Source organism: Streptomyces sp. BBFR25 (genome assembly GCF_044590125.1).
Taxonomy (GTDB): Bacteria; Actinomycetota; Actinomycetes; order Streptomycetales; family Streptomycetaceae; genus Streptomyces; species Streptomyces canus_D.
The window spans coordinates 994,363-1,008,632 of sequence record NZ_CP172447.1; the positions used below are offsets into that span (position 1 = coordinate 994,363).

Here is a 14,270-nt window from a genome sequence, read left to right on the forward strand (position 1 = left end):
GGCCGTCGTGGACGGCCCTCATCCGCGTTTCAGCGTGGCCGCGCTGGCGACGAGCACCAGGACCACGCACACGAGGATCAGCACCGCGTCCCTGACGAACAGTCCGGTGACGCCGGTGTGCGTGGCCGCCTCGCCCGCCGCCTGCACGGCGTAGGTCATGGGCATCGCCCGGGCCACGGCGGCGAGCGCGCCGTGCATCTCGTCGCGGGGCACGAACAGTCCGCACACCAGGAACTGGGGCAGGACACCGGCGGGCAGGAACTGCACCGCCTGGAACTCGTTGCGGGCGAAGGCGCTCACCAGCAGGCCGAGGGCCAGCCCCAGCAGCGCCCCCAGCATGGCGATGACCATCAGCAGATAGGCCGGGCCCTTGATGTCCAGGCCCAGCGGGCCCACCGAGAGCAGCGTGGAGAGCACCGCCTGGAGCAGCGCCAGGAACGCGAAGGCGAGGCTGTAGCCGAGGACGATGTCGAGTCGCCGTACCGGCATGGTCAGCAGCCGTTCCGCGGTGCCCGAGGTGCGTTCCCTGAGGGTGGACACCGAGGCCACGAGGTACATCACGATGACCGGGAAGATGCCGAAGACCTGCGGCCCGACCCGCTCGAAGGTGTCCTCGGCGTCGTGGAACATCAGCTTGAGCAGCACCATGAGCATGCAGGGGATGCCCAGCAGCAGCGCGGTGCTCCCCCGGTCGCGGGAGATCTGCTGGAGCACGCGTACCGCGGTGGCGGCGGTGATGCCGGGGGAGAACGGCAGGCGGTCGGTCAGGTGGGTGGCAGTCATGTGAGGGTTTCCGCAGCGAAGAAGGCGCGTTCGGCTTCGGGGGCGCCGGGCTGGTCGAGGAGGTGGGGCGAGAGGCCGTCGACGGGGTGGCGCTGCCCGGCCCGTGCCTCGGCGGCCGCCGCGGCCTTGACGAGGTGCAGAAACGCCTCCTCCACCTCGTCGCAGCCGGTGTGTTCCAGCAGGCTGCCGCGGTCGGCGCTGGCCAGCAGCCGGCCGGAGCGCATCAGCAGCAGCCGGTCGCAGCGGTCGGCCTCGTCCATGACGTGGCTGGAGACCAGCAGCGTGGTGCCCTCGTCGGCGAGCCGCCGGAAGACCAGCCACAGTTCGCGCCGCACCATCGGGTCGAGCCCGACCGTCGGTTCGTCCATCACCAGCAGGTCGGGCCGGTTCAGCAGGGCGACGGCCAGGGAGACCCGCGAGTACTGGCCGCCCGACAGCCGGGCGACCGGCTGGTCCGCGTACGCCACGAGGTCCACCTCCTTCACGACGCGGACCACGGCGTCCTCCCGGTGCCAGCCCCTGAGGCCCAGGGCGGCGGCGAAGTACCGCAGGTTCTCCAGCACCGTCAGGTCCGCGTACACGGAGGGCGCCTGGGTGACGTAGCCGACGCGGGTGCGCAGCGGCCAGGCCCCCGCCGTGTGGCCGAGGACCTGGACGTGACCGGCGCTCGGCTGCTGCACGCCGACCACGCAGCGCAGCAGGGTCGTCTTGCCGCAGCCGCTCGGGCCCAGCAGTCCGACGACCCGGCCGCGGGGGATGGTGAAACTGATGTCGCGCAGCACCGGGCGGGTGCCCCGGGCCACCCGCAGCCCGTAGGCGGCCACGGCCGGGAGGTCGCTCTCGGGTGCTGCGCTGTGCTCGGTGTGCTGCACGGCTCCACTGTGTTTCGTCGGATCGGGTCCGCGGCCTCGGGCCACGGTGCGGCCGGGGCGGGGGAACGGAGCGGTCATCGCCAGGACAACGGTCCGTCCGGCCCCGGGTCACGCGCGGCCGGCCCACTGGTCGCGGCCGGTGCGCGGGGCGGCGGGCGGGGTCAGGACTCCCGGCGGGTCATCGCCCAGGCGATGTCGTGCAGTTGGCGGTAGGCGTCGGCGGTCGGCCGGGCCAGGGACAGGGACCGCAGCGCCGCCGCCATGTGACGGCGTGCCTCCTCCTCGGCCGCCTGCCGTCCCCCGGCCTCCTCCACCAGGTGCCGGGCCAGGTCCACGTCGGTCTCCCCCGGCCGGTGCGGTGTGCGGTACAGCTCGCGCAGCCGCTCGGCCGCGGGGCCCCGGGCGGCGAGGGCCGCCACCACCGGCAGGGACTTCTTGCGTGCGGCGAGGTCGGCGCCGACCGGCTTGCCGCTGCTCGCGCTGCGGCCCCAGATGCCGAGGATGTCGTCCGTGCACTGGAAGGCCACACCGAGGCTCCGGCCGAACTCCCGCAGTCCGCCGACCCGGACGCTGTCCGCGCCGGCCAGTACGCCGCCCAGCGCGCAGGCGCAGCCGATCAGGGAACCGGTCTTGCCGGCGGCCATGGCCAGGTAGTCGGCGACCGAGACCTCCTGCCTCTTCTCGAACGCGACGTCGTGGCTCTGCCCCTCCACCAGTTCCAGGAGGGTCCCCACCAGTTCGCACACCGCCGCCCCGGCCCGGCCCGGAGGTGCCTGGGTGAGGACGCGCAGCGCCGCCACCAGCAGCGCGTCGCCGGTCAGTACGGCCGCGGGGGTCCCGAACAGCGACCAGGCGGCGGGCCGGTGGCGGCGCAGCGCGTCGCCGTCGATGACGTCGTCGTGCAGGAGTGTGAAGTCGTGGACCAGCTCGACCGCGACGGCGCCGGGCACCGCCTGGGAGGGGTCCGCCCCCACGGCCACCGCCGACAGCAGGGCGAGCGCGGGCCGTACCGTCTTGCCGCCGCCGGAGGTGGCGGCCCGGGGCGCGCCGTCGGCCTCGCACCAGCCCCGGTGGTACCCGGCCACGAGGCTCTCCGCGGCCGGCAGCGACTCGACGGCGGACCGCAGGGCGGGTGACAGCACGTCGTCCACCCAGTCCAGCCGCGGGAAGGCTCCGGCCGGGGCCGAGTCGGTGATCTGCGACACGTACTACTCCTCACGATGGCGGGGCACGAGGGGGAAACGGATTCCGGCGGCGCACGGCTTCGCCGCGCCGCGTCGCGTAGCCGGCCGTTCGCCCCAGTCAATCGGCTGCCGGACCGCGCGGAGCCGCCGCGGCGCCCCGCCCGTCCAAAGATCACCGAAGCGGCCCAGATCTATGACCATGACCCCAGCCGACAATCACGCCGACCTGGAACGCCGTCCGCCCCGCCGCGGGATGCGACGGGGCGGACGGCTTGCGGACGGTCCGTCAGCACGGTGTGGTCGCCATCAACTTCTCGAAGGAAGCCATGCAGTCCGGGCAGTGCCGCGCCCGTTCACCGTCGGATGCCTCGATTCGTTCGCGGAGCTGCTGTCCGCACAGTGTGGCCGCGGCCTGTTTGGACAGGACGTGCCACACCAACGCTCCGCTCGTCTTCTCCGGGCCCACGCACATTTCGTACATGATCGGCCTCCCAGCCTGGACGCCGCTGACACACTCCAGGAGACACCGGATCGGCCGTGACCAGTAGCGCGCGGGGGCCATTCGGGTGACGGCCGCTTCGGCCGCCCGGGGGCGGCCGCACACCCGGAGGGCTGCAAACGATCAGCCAACCGGCCCTGTACGCATGGTCGCGTGACGTGTCGTCGACGGGTTGGCTGACGCCCGGTCAGGGCGCGCGTACGGCGGTGACGGCGAAGCCGCTGCGGGGGCGGGTGGGGATGCGGCGCAGCGGGATGCGCAGATCCTGCTCGGGGACCGTGTACTCCAGGCGCGCCAACCGCACCGCCAGGGACGCGAGGAGGCCGACGGTGACGCGCTCACCGGGGCAGCGGTGGCCGGCCGCGGGGTCGCCGCCGCCCTGCGGGATCAGTTCGTCGGGGCCGGGGGGCCTCTCCAGGAACCGCTCGGGCCGGAAGGCGTAGGGGTCGCCCCAGAGTTCCTCGTCGTGGTTCTGCCCATAGACGTCGAGCAGCAGGATCCCGCCGGCCGGGACGGACTCGCCGTGCCAGGTCAGCTCCCTCACGGTCCGGCCGCCGAGGAACGGGGCGAACGGGTAGAAGCGGCGGACCTCGTGCGCGAAGGCCGTGGCGAAGGCGTCGTCCCCCGCGCGCAGCCGCTCTCGGTGGGCAGGCCACCGGTGCAGGGCGTGGGCGGCGAAGGCCACGAACCAGCTCACGGCGACGGTGGGGCGCAGGACGTTCAGCAGTTCCACCGCCGCCGTCCGGGGGTCCAGCGGCCCCTGCTCCGCGTCGTGGTGCCGGGCGACCCGCTCCAGCACCGAGTCCGCGGGAGCCGCGAGGTCCCCCGCCCTGACCTCGTCGATCAGGCCGGCCATCCGGGTCTCCTGCCGGGCGCGGGCACGGCGGGCCCGCAGATGGCGGGGGCCGGGGGTGGCGAAGCCGTCGACCATCGCGACGAGGTCCGCCGCCAGGGTCTGCGTGTCGACGGCCCGGGACGGGAGCCCCGCCCAGTCGCACACCCCGCGGGTGAGCACGTGGGCCGCCTCGTCGAACAGGACCACGCGGTCGCGGCCGCTCCAGGTGCGCACGGCATCGTCCCAGGCCGTGATGACGTGGTCGGTGAGGCGTGCGACGCGGTCGGCTTCGAGCAGCGGCAGGAACAGTTCCTTGCGGGTGCGGTGGGCGGCGCCGTCGAGGGTGTGGACCGCGCCCTGGCCGAACAGGGTGTCCAGCACCGGCGCGGGGACGGCGCCGTGGCGGTGGACGTGTGACTCGTCGTAGAGGAAGCGCACCGCTTCCGGCCCCCGTACGGCCAGCGCGGGCCTGCCGAGCAGCCGGGTGCGCAGCACGGAGCCGGTGCTCCGGCGCATGCGGTCGGGCAGCCAGGCGTACCCCTCGACGAGCAGGGCCGGGGTGTGGTCCATCAGCGGGCGGCGGTGAGCGTCCATGGCGGGTGGGTGCCCCGGGACGGCGGACGGACACCGGGCCGCTCGCGCCGGGTCCCCGGGGCGCGGTCCTCGCCGGTCGGGCGCCCTGACAATTGTCAGGGACACCAGCGTCCCGGTCGTCCCTAGAGTGCTGAGTGCGAGCCGGGTACCGCCCGGCGGCACCATCCGCACAGGGGGAATCACCACATGACCGTTCGCCCGCTCACCAGGGTCGCGCTCATCGGGGCCGGCGCGCTCGCGCTGCTCGGCCCGCTCACCGCGACGACCGCCGCCGCGGTCTCCGACGGCGGCCGGGGCGCCGACCGCGTGCTCGCCGCGCCGTACGCGGTCGAGCCGTACGAGAGGGTCAACGTCCGTTCCGGACCGGCCCGTTCCTACGACAAGGTCGGCTCGGTCGCGGCCGGCCAGCCGCGCGGCGCCTACTGCTGGACGCGGGGCGAGACCATCAGCGACCACGGCTACACCAACAACGTCTGGGTGAAGCTCGTCGAGGGCTACGTCAGCGCCGTCTACCTCAAGGGCGACGCGTACGGCGACCTGCCCGCCTCGGCCACCTGCTGACCCGGACCACCGTCCACGACCATGGGGGAACCACACATGAAGCGACTGATGCGTCACTCCGGCACCGCGCTGGCCGCGGCCGCGCTCACCGTCGGCGCGCTCGCCGCCACCGCGCAGGCCGCCCCGGCCGCGCCGAGCGGCGGGGACCCGACGCTGACCGACGTCTACATCTGGGCGACGGACGTCCGGCTGCGCCAGGAGCCCACCACCGACTCCAACGTGCTCGCGGTCCGCTCCACCTACTGGCTGGACGCCGTCTGCCAGAAGCGGGGGCAGTACGTGAACGACCCGGCCGTCGGCGGCAACGACTGGTGGACGGCCGTGCAGGAGTTCTCGGGCAGCGACATCGCCTGGGTCAGCAATCTCTATCTGCGCGGCGGTGAGAAGATCGCCGGCGTTCCGGACTGCTGAGGGACGTCCTGGCGGTGACCGTGCGGGCGCCCACATCCGCGGCGCCCGCACGGTCACCGAGGGCCGTCCTCGCCTCTTCAGCCGGCCGCGTTGTCGGTGCGCAGCCTCACCTGGTGCTCCAGTCGGCGCAGGCTGCCGTCGAGGGCCTCATCCACCGTCCGCCGGCCCGGGTCGTGGCGGTCGTCGAAGAACGACAGGTGCACGGTGACCTCGCTGGCCCCGCTGTCGAGTCCGGCGACCTGCAGCCAGCCGGCGTAGCTGCCCTGCTCGCGGGTGCCCCACTCGAGCCGCATCTGCTCGGGCCGGGCGCTCAGCAGCGCCGAGGTGTCCCGGTCGGTGCGGTCCTCGTGCACGGTGACGGCGGGCGGCTCCTGAGGCTCCACGTGCAGGTCCCGGGGCAGCCAGGTCTCCAGCTGTCCGACGTTCGCGGCCTGGTCGAAGACCTGCTCGGGCTGGGCGGGCATGGTGCGGGAACGCTCGTACTCGGTCATGCGGCACCACTCCTCGGCGCTCGGGGTCGTACGAGGTGACGCGTGCCCCTTCTGCCGGGACCGAAGCGCCACACGGGTGAGCGGCCCGACGGGCGGGGCGGTACGGGCGGTGCCAGACTGCTGGGCATCGTCCCCGCCGCGGCGGGCTCTCGAGGAGAGGAGACGAGGTGTCCACGACGGACCCGGACGACGCGGGGCTGTGGAGGTTCCTCGCCGATCCGGCCCATCTCACCCTGGACCTGCGGACCGCCACGGCCCGCTGTGCCAAGGCGCTGGGGCTGGGACGCGCCGTCGTCTACCTCGTCGACCTCCAGCAGCGCCGCCTGGTCCCGCAGACGGCCGTGGCCCCGGTGGTCCCGGTCGACGGCTCGCTCGCGGGGTGGGCGTACCGCACCCAGTCGCTGCGGGTGGAGGAGTCCGGGGCGAGCGGCGGCATCACCGCCTGGTTCCCGCTCCTGGACGGTGCGGAGCGGCTCGGTGTCCTGGCCGTGCACGAGACGGCCCTCACCGCTTCCTCGCTGACCCGCGGCCGGGCGCTCGCCTCGCTGCTGGCCATGGTGATCACGTCCAAGCGGGCCTACGAGGACTCCTTCGTGCGGCGCACCCGCACCGAGCCCATGCAGCTGCCCGCCGAGATGCTGCGCGCCCTGCTGCCGCCGCGCACCATCGGCGACGGCAACGTCGTCTCGACGGCCGTGCTGGAACCGGCCTACGAGATCGGCGGCGACGCCTTCGACCACGCGCTGACCGAGACGACCCTGCACGTGGCGGTCCTGGACGCGATGGGGCACGACCTGGCCTCCGGACTGGCCACCACGGTCTCGCTGGCGGCCTGCCGCAATGCCCGGCGTACCGGCGCCGACCTGCCCGAGCTGGTGCGCAGTGCGGACGAGGCGCTGTCCAGCTGGCTCCCGGACAAGTTCTGCACGTCGGTCATCGCCCAGCTGGACCTGGCGTCCGGGGCGCTGCGCTGGGCCAACTGCGGTCATCCAGCGCCCATCCTGATCCGCGACCAGCGGTTGATCATCGACGCCATGGAGCGTGACGCCGACCCGCCCATGGGGGTGCCGTCCCTGCTCAGCCCGCATCCGCGCCGGACCCACGAGATCCAGCTGGAGCCGGGGGACCGGGTGCTGATGTACACCGACGGCGTCGTGGAGGCCCGGACCAGGGAGGCCAAGCTGCTGGGCCTCGAACGCTTCGCCGACTACGTCATCCGGGCCACGGCCGGCGGGGAGCTGGCACCGGAGTCGTTGCGCCGGCTGATCCACTCGATCCTGGCCATGCAGGAGGGTCGGCTGCGGGACGACGCGACGCTGCTGATGTTCGAGTGGCGGCCGCCTGCGTGAGGCGGCGCCGGTGTCCGCCTCACACGGCGTGCCCCCGGGCGCGCAGCCAGGCGTGCACGGTGTCCTTGTCCGCCGGTGTGATCCGCACGGAACCCGCCACGTAGGGGCCCTCGTCCTCGGTGAAGCCCGTGTCCGTGACCCTGGCGGTGACCCAGGTGGCCAGGTCCTGGGCGGCCCGTTCGGGCAGCGCGTCCCGTTCCCAACCGTCCCGGGCCTCGCGCGCGGCCCCGGGGTCGTGTCGTTCGGTCTCGGCCAGCCAGGCCGCCACCAGCCGTTCCACGGTCCGGCGGTCGGCGGGACCGGCCCCCTGTCGCATCCGCTTGTCGCTCATGCCGGACGAGTGCCCGCGATCCCCGCGCGGCCCACACGGGTGCGGGCCGCGACGCAGGGCGCGGTGTCGGCGGTACGGCGCCGGGTACCCGACCTTCGAGGGGGAGGGCCGCTCCGGTCCGTTCCCCGGACGGCGACAGCCCGGGAAGGGGACATCGATGAGGCAGCCCGCCGACGACCACGCCACCGGCCGACGCGCAGGCGTCTCCGAGCTGCGACCGGCCGCCGGGGAAGGCGGGCCCCTCCCCCGGCACGAGGCACCTCACGAGGATCTCCCGCTCGACCGCAACCAGGCGATCCTCCAGGCCGCCAAGCAGGTGGGCTCGACCCTCAAGAAGGCGGAGCACCCGTTCGCGCTGGCCGGCAGCGTCGCCGTGTACGCGCACGGCGGCACCCAGAACCTCCAGCACGACGTCGACTTCTGCATCCGGCCCGAGGACGCGGACGCCGTCGCCGCGACGCTGCGGGAGGCGGGGCTGACGGTGTACACACCGCCCGAGGACTGGCTGCTCAAGGCGGACTGCCTGGGCCAGCAGGTCGACCTCATCTTCGAGCTGGCGCACGAGCCCGTCACGACGGCTCTGCTGGCCCGGGCCCGGGATCTGTCGGTCGACTCGGTGCTGATGCCGGTCCTGGCGCCGACCGACCTGCTGCACGGTCTGCTGGCGGCCTTCTCTGAGCACCACTGCGACTTCGGTGCGGTGCTGCCGATCGCCCGCACCCTGCGCGAGAAGATCGACTGGGCGGCGCTGCGCCGCGACTGCGGCGACGACCCGATGCCCGCCGCGTTCTTCTTCATCCTCGAACGGCTGGAGATCATCCCTCCGGCCGGTCCACCGGCCACCGCCACGAAGGAGGGTCGGCCATGAGCGACCCCGTCGGACACCAGGGACCCGCCGCGAGCGGCCCCGCCCGCGCGGCCGGGGAGCCCGAGAACGTCGAGTACCGGGTGGCGCACCTCCAGGACCGGCTCGCCGCGGAGGAACTCGGTGAACTCGGCGTCCGGGCCGAGGTCCGGGCCGGGGCGATCGCCCTCACCGGCACGGTGCCCTCGGCGCAGTGCCGCGAGACCGTGCTGCGCATCGCCCGTGAGGAGCTGGCCGGGCTGACCGTGCACGCCGATGTCGTGGTGGCGGACAGCACCCGCCCCGATCACGCAGAGGAGCTGTGATGATCCGCGTCGCCGCCGTCGGGGACATCCACATGGGACCCGACAGCGAAGGGCTGCTGCGGCCCGCGTTCGAGACCCTGCCGGACTGCGCCGACGTGCTGCTGCTCGCCGGGGACCTCACCCGGCACGGCACGCCCGAGGAGGCGCGGGTGGTCGCCCGGGAGGTGCGTGGCCTGCCGGTGCCGGTGGTGGCGGTCCTCGGGAACCACGACCATCACGACGAGCAGCCCGAGAAGGTCACCGCGATCCTCCGGGACGCCGGGGTGACCGTGCTGGAGGGCGAGGGAACCGTCGTGGAGTGCGCCGGGGGCCGGGTGGGGATCGCCGGGACCAAGGGGTTCGGCGGCGGGTTCGTGGGGCGCAGCGCCGGTGAGTTCGGTGAGCCGGTGATGAAGGAGTTCGTGCGGACCACCCGCCGTTCGGCGGACAGTCTGCACGCCGCGCTCAAGGAGCTGGACGAGGAGGAGTGTGCGGCGCGGGTGGCGCTGACGCACTTCTCCCCCGTCGCGGACACGCTCGCCGGGGAGCCGCCGGAGATCCATCCGTTCCTCGGCAGCTACCTCCTGGCGGAGGCGATCGACACGGCCGGCGCCGACCTGGCCGTGCACGGTCACGCCCACCTGGGCTCGGAGCACGGGATGACGGCGGGCGGAGTCCGGGTGCGCAACGTGGCGCAGCCGGTCATCCGCCGGGCCTTCAACGTCTACCGGTTGGGCGCGGCCTGACCGTCTGACCGGCCGTCAGGCCCCTTCCGGGTCCTCGGTCGTCCGTCCCAGGCAGGTGACGTCCGCCGGGTCGAGGCCCGCCGCCGCGATCTCGTGGAAGCCCAGCCGGTCGTAGAAGGCCCTGGCCGGGGTGTTGGCCGTCGCCATGACCAGGTGGACGGCCGGGACGCCGCGTCCGCGCAGGGCCCGCCAGAACGTCCGCATCAGGGTCCGGCCGTGGCCCCGCCCCTGCCAGTCGGGCAGCAGGTCGATGTGCAGATGGGCGGGGTAGGCGGCCAGTTCCGGGATGATCATGCGCTCCGGGTCATGCAGCAGTCCGGCCATGACCTCGTCCGGGGTGCGGGTGCCGGGCGGGCTCTGCGGGGCCGGGTGGCGCTCCGCGACCCGCGGCAGCCACTTGGTCCGGAACTCCTCGGCGAAGCGCACGGTGTCCGCGGTGCCGAGGATGTAGCCGACGGCTCGGCCCTGTCCGTCGTCCAGCACGAAGGCCAGGTCGGGGTCGAGGTGGACGTAGGGGGCGGCGAAGATGGCCGGCAGGACGTCGGGGTCGGCGTACACGGGGCGGCTGTCCCGGCCGTTGTGCGCGGTCCGGATGCAGATGTCGTCGAGGGCCGGGGCGTCGGCGGGGCGGTAGGGGCGTACGGAGGCAGTAGCTGTCACTTCGGCATCCTGCCCGCCTGGGAGCGCTCCCACAAGTGGTTCGCTTCGATCCGCGGCGCCCGGGTACCCGACGGCCGGCGGTGCGACGGACGTGGGCGGGAGGCCGGCGATGGAGGACGCGACGGACCGGATCGCGCGGCCGTGGGGCGCACGGGTGCCCTACGGTCGGCACGGGACCTGGCCGGCCCGGGTGGACACGTTCCTCGCGGACGGGGTGGAGCCCGGCGCGGTGCAGCGCTGGGTGCAGTCCGCGTCGATCCTGCACTCGGACGGTGACGCCATGGACATCGCGGTGGCCGACGGCCGCATGGTGGGCGTGCGCGGCCGGGAAGTGGACCGGGTCAACCGGGGGCGGCTCGGTCCGAAGGACCTGTTCGGCTGGCAGGCCAACGCCTCCCCCGACCGGCTGACCCGGCCGCTGGTCCGGCGCGACGGAGAGCTGGTGGAGACGGACTGGGACACGGCGATGGACCTGGTGGCCGCCCGCTCGCGCGAACTGCTGGACACGCGGGGGCCGGGCTCGATCGGCTTCTACACCTCTGGGCAGCTGTTCCTGGAGGAGTACTACACGCTCGCCGTGCTGGCCCGGGCCGGCATCGGCACCAACCACCTCGACGGCAACACCCGGCTGTGCACCGCCACGGCCGCGGAGGCGCTGAAGGAGACGTTCGGCTGCGACGGGCAGCCCGGCAGCTACGACGACTTCGACCACGCCGACGTGGTCGCGCTGTTCAGCCACAACATCGCCGAGACCCAGCCCGTGCAGTGGATGCGGCTCCTCGACCGCCTGGAGGGCGCCGATCCGCCGCGGCTGCTGTGCGTGGACCCGCGCCCCACCCGCGTCGCCCAGCACGCCGCCGTACACCTCGCGCCGCGCATCGGCACCAACGTCGCCCTGCTCAACGCGCTGCTGCACGAGACCATCCGGCACGAGCGGATCGACCGCGACTTCATCGCCGCGCACACCGTGGGCTTCGACGAACTGGCCGCCCGGGTCGCCGACTGCACGCCCAGGTGGGCCGCGGAGATCTGCGACGTCCCCGCCGCCCGGATCGAGGAGGCGGCCGAACTGGTCGGCACCACCGACGCGTTGGTGTCCACCGTCCTCCAGGGCGTCTACCAGTCCCACCAGGCCACCGCCGCCGCCGTCCAGGTCAACAACCTGCACCTGATCCGCGGCATGCTGGGCCGCCCCGGCGCCGGTCTCCTCCAGATGAACGGCCAGCCCACCGCCCAGAACACCCGCGAGTGCGGGGCCGACGGCGACCTGCCGGGCTTTCGCAACTGGCAGAACGACGCCCATGTCGCCGACCTCGCCCGGGTGTGGAACGTCGAGCCGGAGACCATCCCGCACTTCGCGCCGCCGACCCACGCGATGCAGATCTTCCGGTACGCCGAGCAGGGCTCGCTGCGGATGCTGTGGATCAGCGGCACCAACCCCGCCGTCTCGATGCCGGAACTGTCCCGCATCCGCTCGATCCTGTCGCAGGAGCGGCTGTTCACGGTCGTACAGGACCTGTACCTGACGGAGACGGCGCGGCTGGCCGACGTGGTGCTGCCCGCCGCGACCTGGGGCGAGAAGACCGGCGCGCTCACCAACGCCGACCGCACGGTGCACCTGTCCCGCAAGGCGGTGGAACCGCCCGGTGAGGCCAGGCCCGACCTGGACATCTTCCTGGACTACGCGCGGCGCATGGACTTCCGGGACAAGGACGGCGGCCCGCTGATCACCTGGGCCGGCCCCGAGTCGGCGTTCGAGGCGTGGAAGCGGTGCAGCGCCGGCCGCCCCTGCGACTACACCGGCCTGTCCTACGCCAAGCTGCGCGACACCAGCGGCATCCAGTGGCCCTGCAACGACCGGGCCCCCGAGGGGACGGCACGGCTCTACGCGGACGGCATCGACTGGGCCCACCCCGACAGGTGCGAGAGCTACGGCAAGGACCTGGAGACCGGCGCCTCGCAGGAGGTCGTGGAGTACCGCTCCCTCAACCCCGACGGCAGGGCGATGCTGAAGGCGGCCGCCTGTCTGCCGCCGCACGAGGAGCCGGACGAGCGGTACCCGTTCCAGCTCACGACCGGCCGGACGCTCTACCACTTCCACACCCGTACGAAGACCGGGCGGGCGCCCCAGCTGAACGACGCCGCCCCCGACGTGTGGGTCGAGATCTCCGCCGGGGACGCGGAGCGGCTCGGCCTCGGCGAGGGCGACCTGGTCGAGGTCACCAGCAGGCGCGGCTCGCTGCGCGGACGGCTGCGGGTGAGCGGCATCCGCGCGGGGCTGCTGTTCGTGCCGTTCCACTACGGCTACTGGGACACCGACAACGGGTCGGGCCCGGGCCCGGACACTCCCGGGCGGGCCGCGAACGAGACCACGGTCACCGACTGGGACCCGGCCTCCAAGCAGCCGCTGTTCAAGACGGCCACGGCCGCGCTCACCCTCGTGGAACGCGGGGACGGCCGGCCCTCCCCGGCACCGACCACCACCGCCTCGGCACCGGTCGACGCGGGTGCCGCCCCGCACGGCCACGAGGAAGGCACCCGATGAACGGCATCACGCTGGTCCTGCGCACACTGCACCGCGGCGAACGGCGGCTGGCACACGACCTGGTGACCGTCGCCGAGCGGCACCGCACCGAGCACGAGGTCCACCACGTCGCCACCGACCTGGCCCTCTGGTCCCGCGAGCACGTCCGGCGGCTCGCCGAGACCGCCGCGGAGCACGGCGTGAAGCTGGGCGAGACGCCGGACCACTCCTCGGACGGCGTCTTCGCGACCCTGCGCGGGAAGGCGGCCGAGGCGGTCGTGCACCGGCCGGAGCCGGGCCTGCTCCTCCTGCGCGACCTGCGGGAGCTGCACGTCGCCGCGGCGGAGAACTCACTGCACTGGGAGATGCTGGCCCAGGCCGCCCAGGCGTCGAGGGACGGCGGGCTGCTGGCGCTCGCCTCCTCCTGCCATCCGCGGACACTGCGCCAGATGCGCTGGACCAACACCATGATCAAGAACTTGTCGCCCCAGCTCCTCACCAGCCTGTGACCTGCGTCTTCCCCGGCCGGTGCGGTGTCGGAGGGCACCGGGGCCACGGCTCACGCCGATTGGCGCCGACCGCCGGGGGCACCTGATGATCCCAGTGGGGCCCTCCCCGCCGATGACCCCCGTTGACACCCTCTTGGAGAGAGCGAGACAGCGTCATGAGTCTTCTGCGTCTGGCCGGCCGGCCGATGCTCGCCTCGATGTTCGTCGCGGGCGGCCTGCATTCGCTGCGCAGGCCGCAGGACGTGGCCCCGGCGGCCGAGCCGGTCGTGCGGCCGGTGGCCGACCGGGTGCCGGTCCTGCCGGACAGCACCGAACAACTCGTACGGCTCAACGGCGCCGTCCACGTGGTCGGCGGGATCATGCTCGGACTCGGCCGCTGTCCGCGGCTGGCCGCGCTGGCCCTCGCGGCCACGCTGGTCCCCACCACGCTGGCGGCGCACCGGTACTGGGAGGCGGAGGACCCCGCCGACCGCGCCCAGCAGCGCATCCACTTCCTGAAGAACCTGTCCATGATGGGCGGGCTGCTGATCGCGGCCGACGACACGGGCAGCGCGCCCTCGTTGCTGTGGCGCGGCCGGCACGCCGCCCACGACCTTCGGCACGACGCGCACCTGGTGCACCGCTCGGTGCGGGCCGCCGCCGGTCCCGCGGCGCGAGCGGGCGGCATCAGGGCCAAGCTCGGGTCCTGAACCGGGCGTTAGCCCACCGCGCCCGGGGGGACCCGGTCGTCCCAACGCCCGTGGCGGATCGGGATCCGTAGCCGCCACGACCT

16 protein-coding genes are annotated in these 14,270 nt (G+C 73.8%); 9 read left to right on the forward strand and 7 right to left on the reverse strand.

Annotation, left to right across the window (positions count from 1 at the left end):
• Positions 1-18: 18 nt before the first annotated feature.
• The 4 genes from ACGH52_RS04310 to ACGH52_RS04325 all read right to left on the reverse strand — a co-directional run bounded on the left by ACGH52_RS04310 (position 19) and on the right by ACGH52_RS04325 (position 4,767).
• Complete coding sequence (locus tag ACGH52_RS04310) at positions 19-783, reverse strand: ABC transporter permease (protein WP_076977627.1); 765 nt, start codon at positions 781-783, stop codon at positions 19-21.
• Positions 780-1,655 carry an ABC transporter ATP-binding protein gene (locus tag ACGH52_RS04315; RefSeq protein ID WP_238696926.1) on the reverse strand — a complete coding sequence of 292 codons (876 nt, stop codon included), beginning with the start codon at positions 1,653-1,655 and terminating at the stop codon, positions 780-782. Before ACGH52_RS04315 ends, ACGH52_RS04310 begins: the two co-directional genes overlap by 4 nt.
• A 161-nt stretch (positions 1,656-1,816) precedes the next feature.
• Positions 1,817-2,860, reverse strand: coding sequence for a polyprenyl synthetase family protein (locus ACGH52_RS04320; RefSeq protein ID WP_121703645.1), 1,044 nt, complete (start codon positions 2,858-2,860; stop codon positions 1,817-1,819).
• A 665-nt stretch (positions 2,861-3,525) separates the two neighbouring features.
• Positions 3,526-4,767, reverse strand: a complete 1,242-nt coding sequence (locus ACGH52_RS04325) for a cytochrome P450 (protein ID WP_399937705.1) — start codon at positions 4,765-4,767, stop codon at positions 3,526-3,528.
• Between the two features lie 186 nt (positions 4,768-4,953).
• On the opposite strand from ACGH52_RS04325, the gene ACGH52_RS04330 reads away from it, so the two are divergent.
• Positions 4,954-5,328 carry an SH3 domain-containing protein gene (locus tag ACGH52_RS04330; protein WP_121703647.1) on the forward strand — a complete coding sequence of 125 codons (375 nt, stop codon included), beginning with the start codon at positions 4,954-4,956 and terminating at the stop codon, positions 5,326-5,328.
• A 36-nt stretch (positions 5,329-5,364) separates the two neighbouring features.
• On the forward strand, positions 5,365-5,739 hold the full coding sequence (locus ACGH52_RS04335; protein ID WP_059302951.1) for a hypothetical protein: 375 nt from the start codon (positions 5,365-5,367) through the stop codon (positions 5,737-5,739).
• A gap of 77 nt (positions 5,740-5,816) precedes the next feature.
• Here ACGH52_RS04335 and ACGH52_RS04340 read toward each other — a convergent pair whose 3' ends face one another.
• Complete coding sequence (locus ACGH52_RS04340; RefSeq protein WP_076977623.1) at positions 5,817-6,230, reverse strand: SRPBCC family protein; 414 nt, start codon at positions 6,228-6,230, stop codon at positions 5,817-5,819.
• A 167-nt stretch (positions 6,231-6,397) separates the two neighbouring features.
• Between ACGH52_RS04340 and ACGH52_RS04345 the strand changes: the two genes are divergently transcribed.
• A complete protein-coding gene (locus tag ACGH52_RS04345) occupies positions 6,398-7,579 on the forward strand; it encodes a PP2C family protein-serine/threonine phosphatase (protein ID WP_076977622.1) in 1,182 nt (393 codons plus the stop codon).
• Positions 7,580-7,598: 19 nt separating this feature from the next.
• Here ACGH52_RS04345 and ACGH52_RS04350 read toward each other — a convergent pair whose 3' ends face one another.
• Positions 7,599-7,910: a hypothetical protein gene (locus ACGH52_RS04350; RefSeq protein WP_399937711.1), complete on the reverse strand. Its 312-nt coding sequence runs from the start codon at positions 7,908-7,910 to the stop codon at positions 7,599-7,601.
• 157 nt (positions 7,911-8,067) lie between these two features.
• On the opposite strand from ACGH52_RS04350, the gene ACGH52_RS04355 reads away from it, so the two are divergent.
• Genes ACGH52_RS04355 through ACGH52_RS04365 form a run of 3 tightly spaced genes read left to right on the forward strand, consistent with a single transcriptional unit; the run spans position 8,068 to position 9,805 of the window.
• Positions 8,068-8,778 (forward strand): nucleotidyltransferase family protein, encoded by a 711-nt coding sequence (locus ACGH52_RS04355; RefSeq protein WP_076977620.1) that lies wholly within the window; start codon positions 8,068-8,070, stop codon positions 8,776-8,778.
• Positions 8,775-9,080, forward strand: a complete 306-nt coding sequence (locus ACGH52_RS04360; protein ID WP_059302946.1) for a BON domain-containing protein — start codon at positions 8,775-8,777, stop codon at positions 9,078-9,080. The genes ACGH52_RS04355 and ACGH52_RS04360 overlap by 4 nt, the downstream gene beginning before the upstream one ends.
• The gene (locus ACGH52_RS04365; RefSeq protein WP_399937715.1) at positions 9,080-9,805 is read left to right on the forward strand and encodes a metallophosphoesterase; all 726 of its coding nucleotides are present in this window, start codon (positions 9,080-9,082) and stop codon (positions 9,803-9,805) included. The genes ACGH52_RS04360 and ACGH52_RS04365 overlap by 1 nt, the downstream gene beginning before the upstream one ends.
• 15 nt (positions 9,806-9,820) lie before the next feature.
• Here the strand turns inward: ACGH52_RS04365 and ACGH52_RS04370 are convergent, their stop codons facing one another.
• The gene (locus tag ACGH52_RS04370; RefSeq protein WP_171987524.1) at positions 9,821-10,465 is read right to left on the reverse strand and encodes a GNAT family N-acetyltransferase; all 645 of its coding nucleotides are present in this window, start codon (positions 10,463-10,465) and stop codon (positions 9,821-9,823) included.
• Between the two features lie 109 nt (positions 10,466-10,574).
• On the opposite strand from ACGH52_RS04370, the gene ACGH52_RS04375 reads away from it, so the two are divergent.
• From ACGH52_RS04375 to ACGH52_RS04385, 3 genes are all read left to right on the forward strand, one after another.
• Positions 10,575-13,010, forward strand: a complete 2,436-nt coding sequence (locus tag ACGH52_RS04375; RefSeq protein WP_399937719.1) for a molybdopterin-dependent oxidoreductase — start codon at positions 10,575-10,577, stop codon at positions 13,008-13,010.
• Entirely contained in the window at positions 13,007-13,498 is a 492-nt protein-coding gene (locus ACGH52_RS04380; RefSeq protein WP_210976902.1) for a hypothetical protein, read from the forward strand. Before ACGH52_RS04375 ends, ACGH52_RS04380 begins: the two co-directional genes overlap by 4 nt.
• Before the next feature lie 155 nt (positions 13,499-13,653).
• Positions 13,654-14,187, forward strand: a complete 534-nt coding sequence (locus ACGH52_RS04385; protein ID WP_076977615.1) for a DoxX family protein — start codon at positions 13,654-13,656, stop codon at positions 14,185-14,187.
• The last annotated feature ends 83 nt before the right edge of the window (positions 14,188-14,270 follow it).

What these genes read in the sequence shown, in the direction of transcription:
- ACGH52_RS04310 (WP_076977627.1), bottom strand. Translation starts at nt 783, where the DNA reads ATGACTGCCACCCACCTGACCGACCGCCTGCCGTTCTCCCCCGGCATC.
- ACGH52_RS04325 (WP_399937705.1), bottom strand. Translation starts at nt 4,767, where the DNA reads ATGGACGCTCACCGCCGCCCGCTGATGGACCACACCCCGGCCCTGCTC.
- ACGH52_RS04330 (WP_121703647.1), top strand. Translation starts at nt 4,954, where the DNA reads ATGACCGTTCGCCCGCTCACCAGGGTCGCGCTCATCGGGGCCGGCGCG.
- ACGH52_RS04335 (WP_059302951.1), top strand. Translation starts at nt 5,365, where the DNA reads ATGAAGCGACTGATGCGTCACTCCGGCACCGCGCTGGCCGCGGCCGCG.
- ACGH52_RS04340 (WP_076977623.1), bottom strand. Translation starts at nt 6,230, where the DNA reads ATGACCGAGTACGAGCGTTCCCGCACCATGCCCGCCCAGCCCGAGCAG.
- ACGH52_RS04350 (WP_399937711.1), bottom strand. Translation starts at nt 7,910, where the DNA reads ATGAGCGACAAGCGGATGCGACAGGGGGCCGGTCCCGCCGACCGCCGG.
- ACGH52_RS04355 (WP_076977620.1), top strand. Translation starts at nt 8,068, where the DNA reads ATGAGGCAGCCCGCCGACGACCACGCCACCGGCCGACGCGCAGGCGTC.
- ACGH52_RS04360 (WP_059302946.1), top strand. Translation starts at nt 8,775, where the DNA reads ATGAGCGACCCCGTCGGACACCAGGGACCCGCCGCGAGCGGCCCCGCC.
- ACGH52_RS04365 (WP_399937715.1), top strand. Translation starts at nt 9,080, where the DNA reads ATGATCCGCGTCGCCGCCGTCGGGGACATCCACATGGGACCCGACAGC.
- ACGH52_RS04375 (WP_399937719.1), top strand. Translation starts at nt 10,575, where the DNA reads ATGGAGGACGCGACGGACCGGATCGCGCGGCCGTGGGGCGCACGGGTG.
- ACGH52_RS04380 (WP_210976902.1), top strand. Translation starts at nt 13,007, where the DNA reads ATGAACGGCATCACGCTGGTCCTGCGCACACTGCACCGCGGCGAACGG.
- ACGH52_RS04385 (WP_076977615.1), top strand. Translation starts at nt 13,654, where the DNA reads ATGAGTCTTCTGCGTCTGGCCGGCCGGCCGATGCTCGCCTCGATGTTC.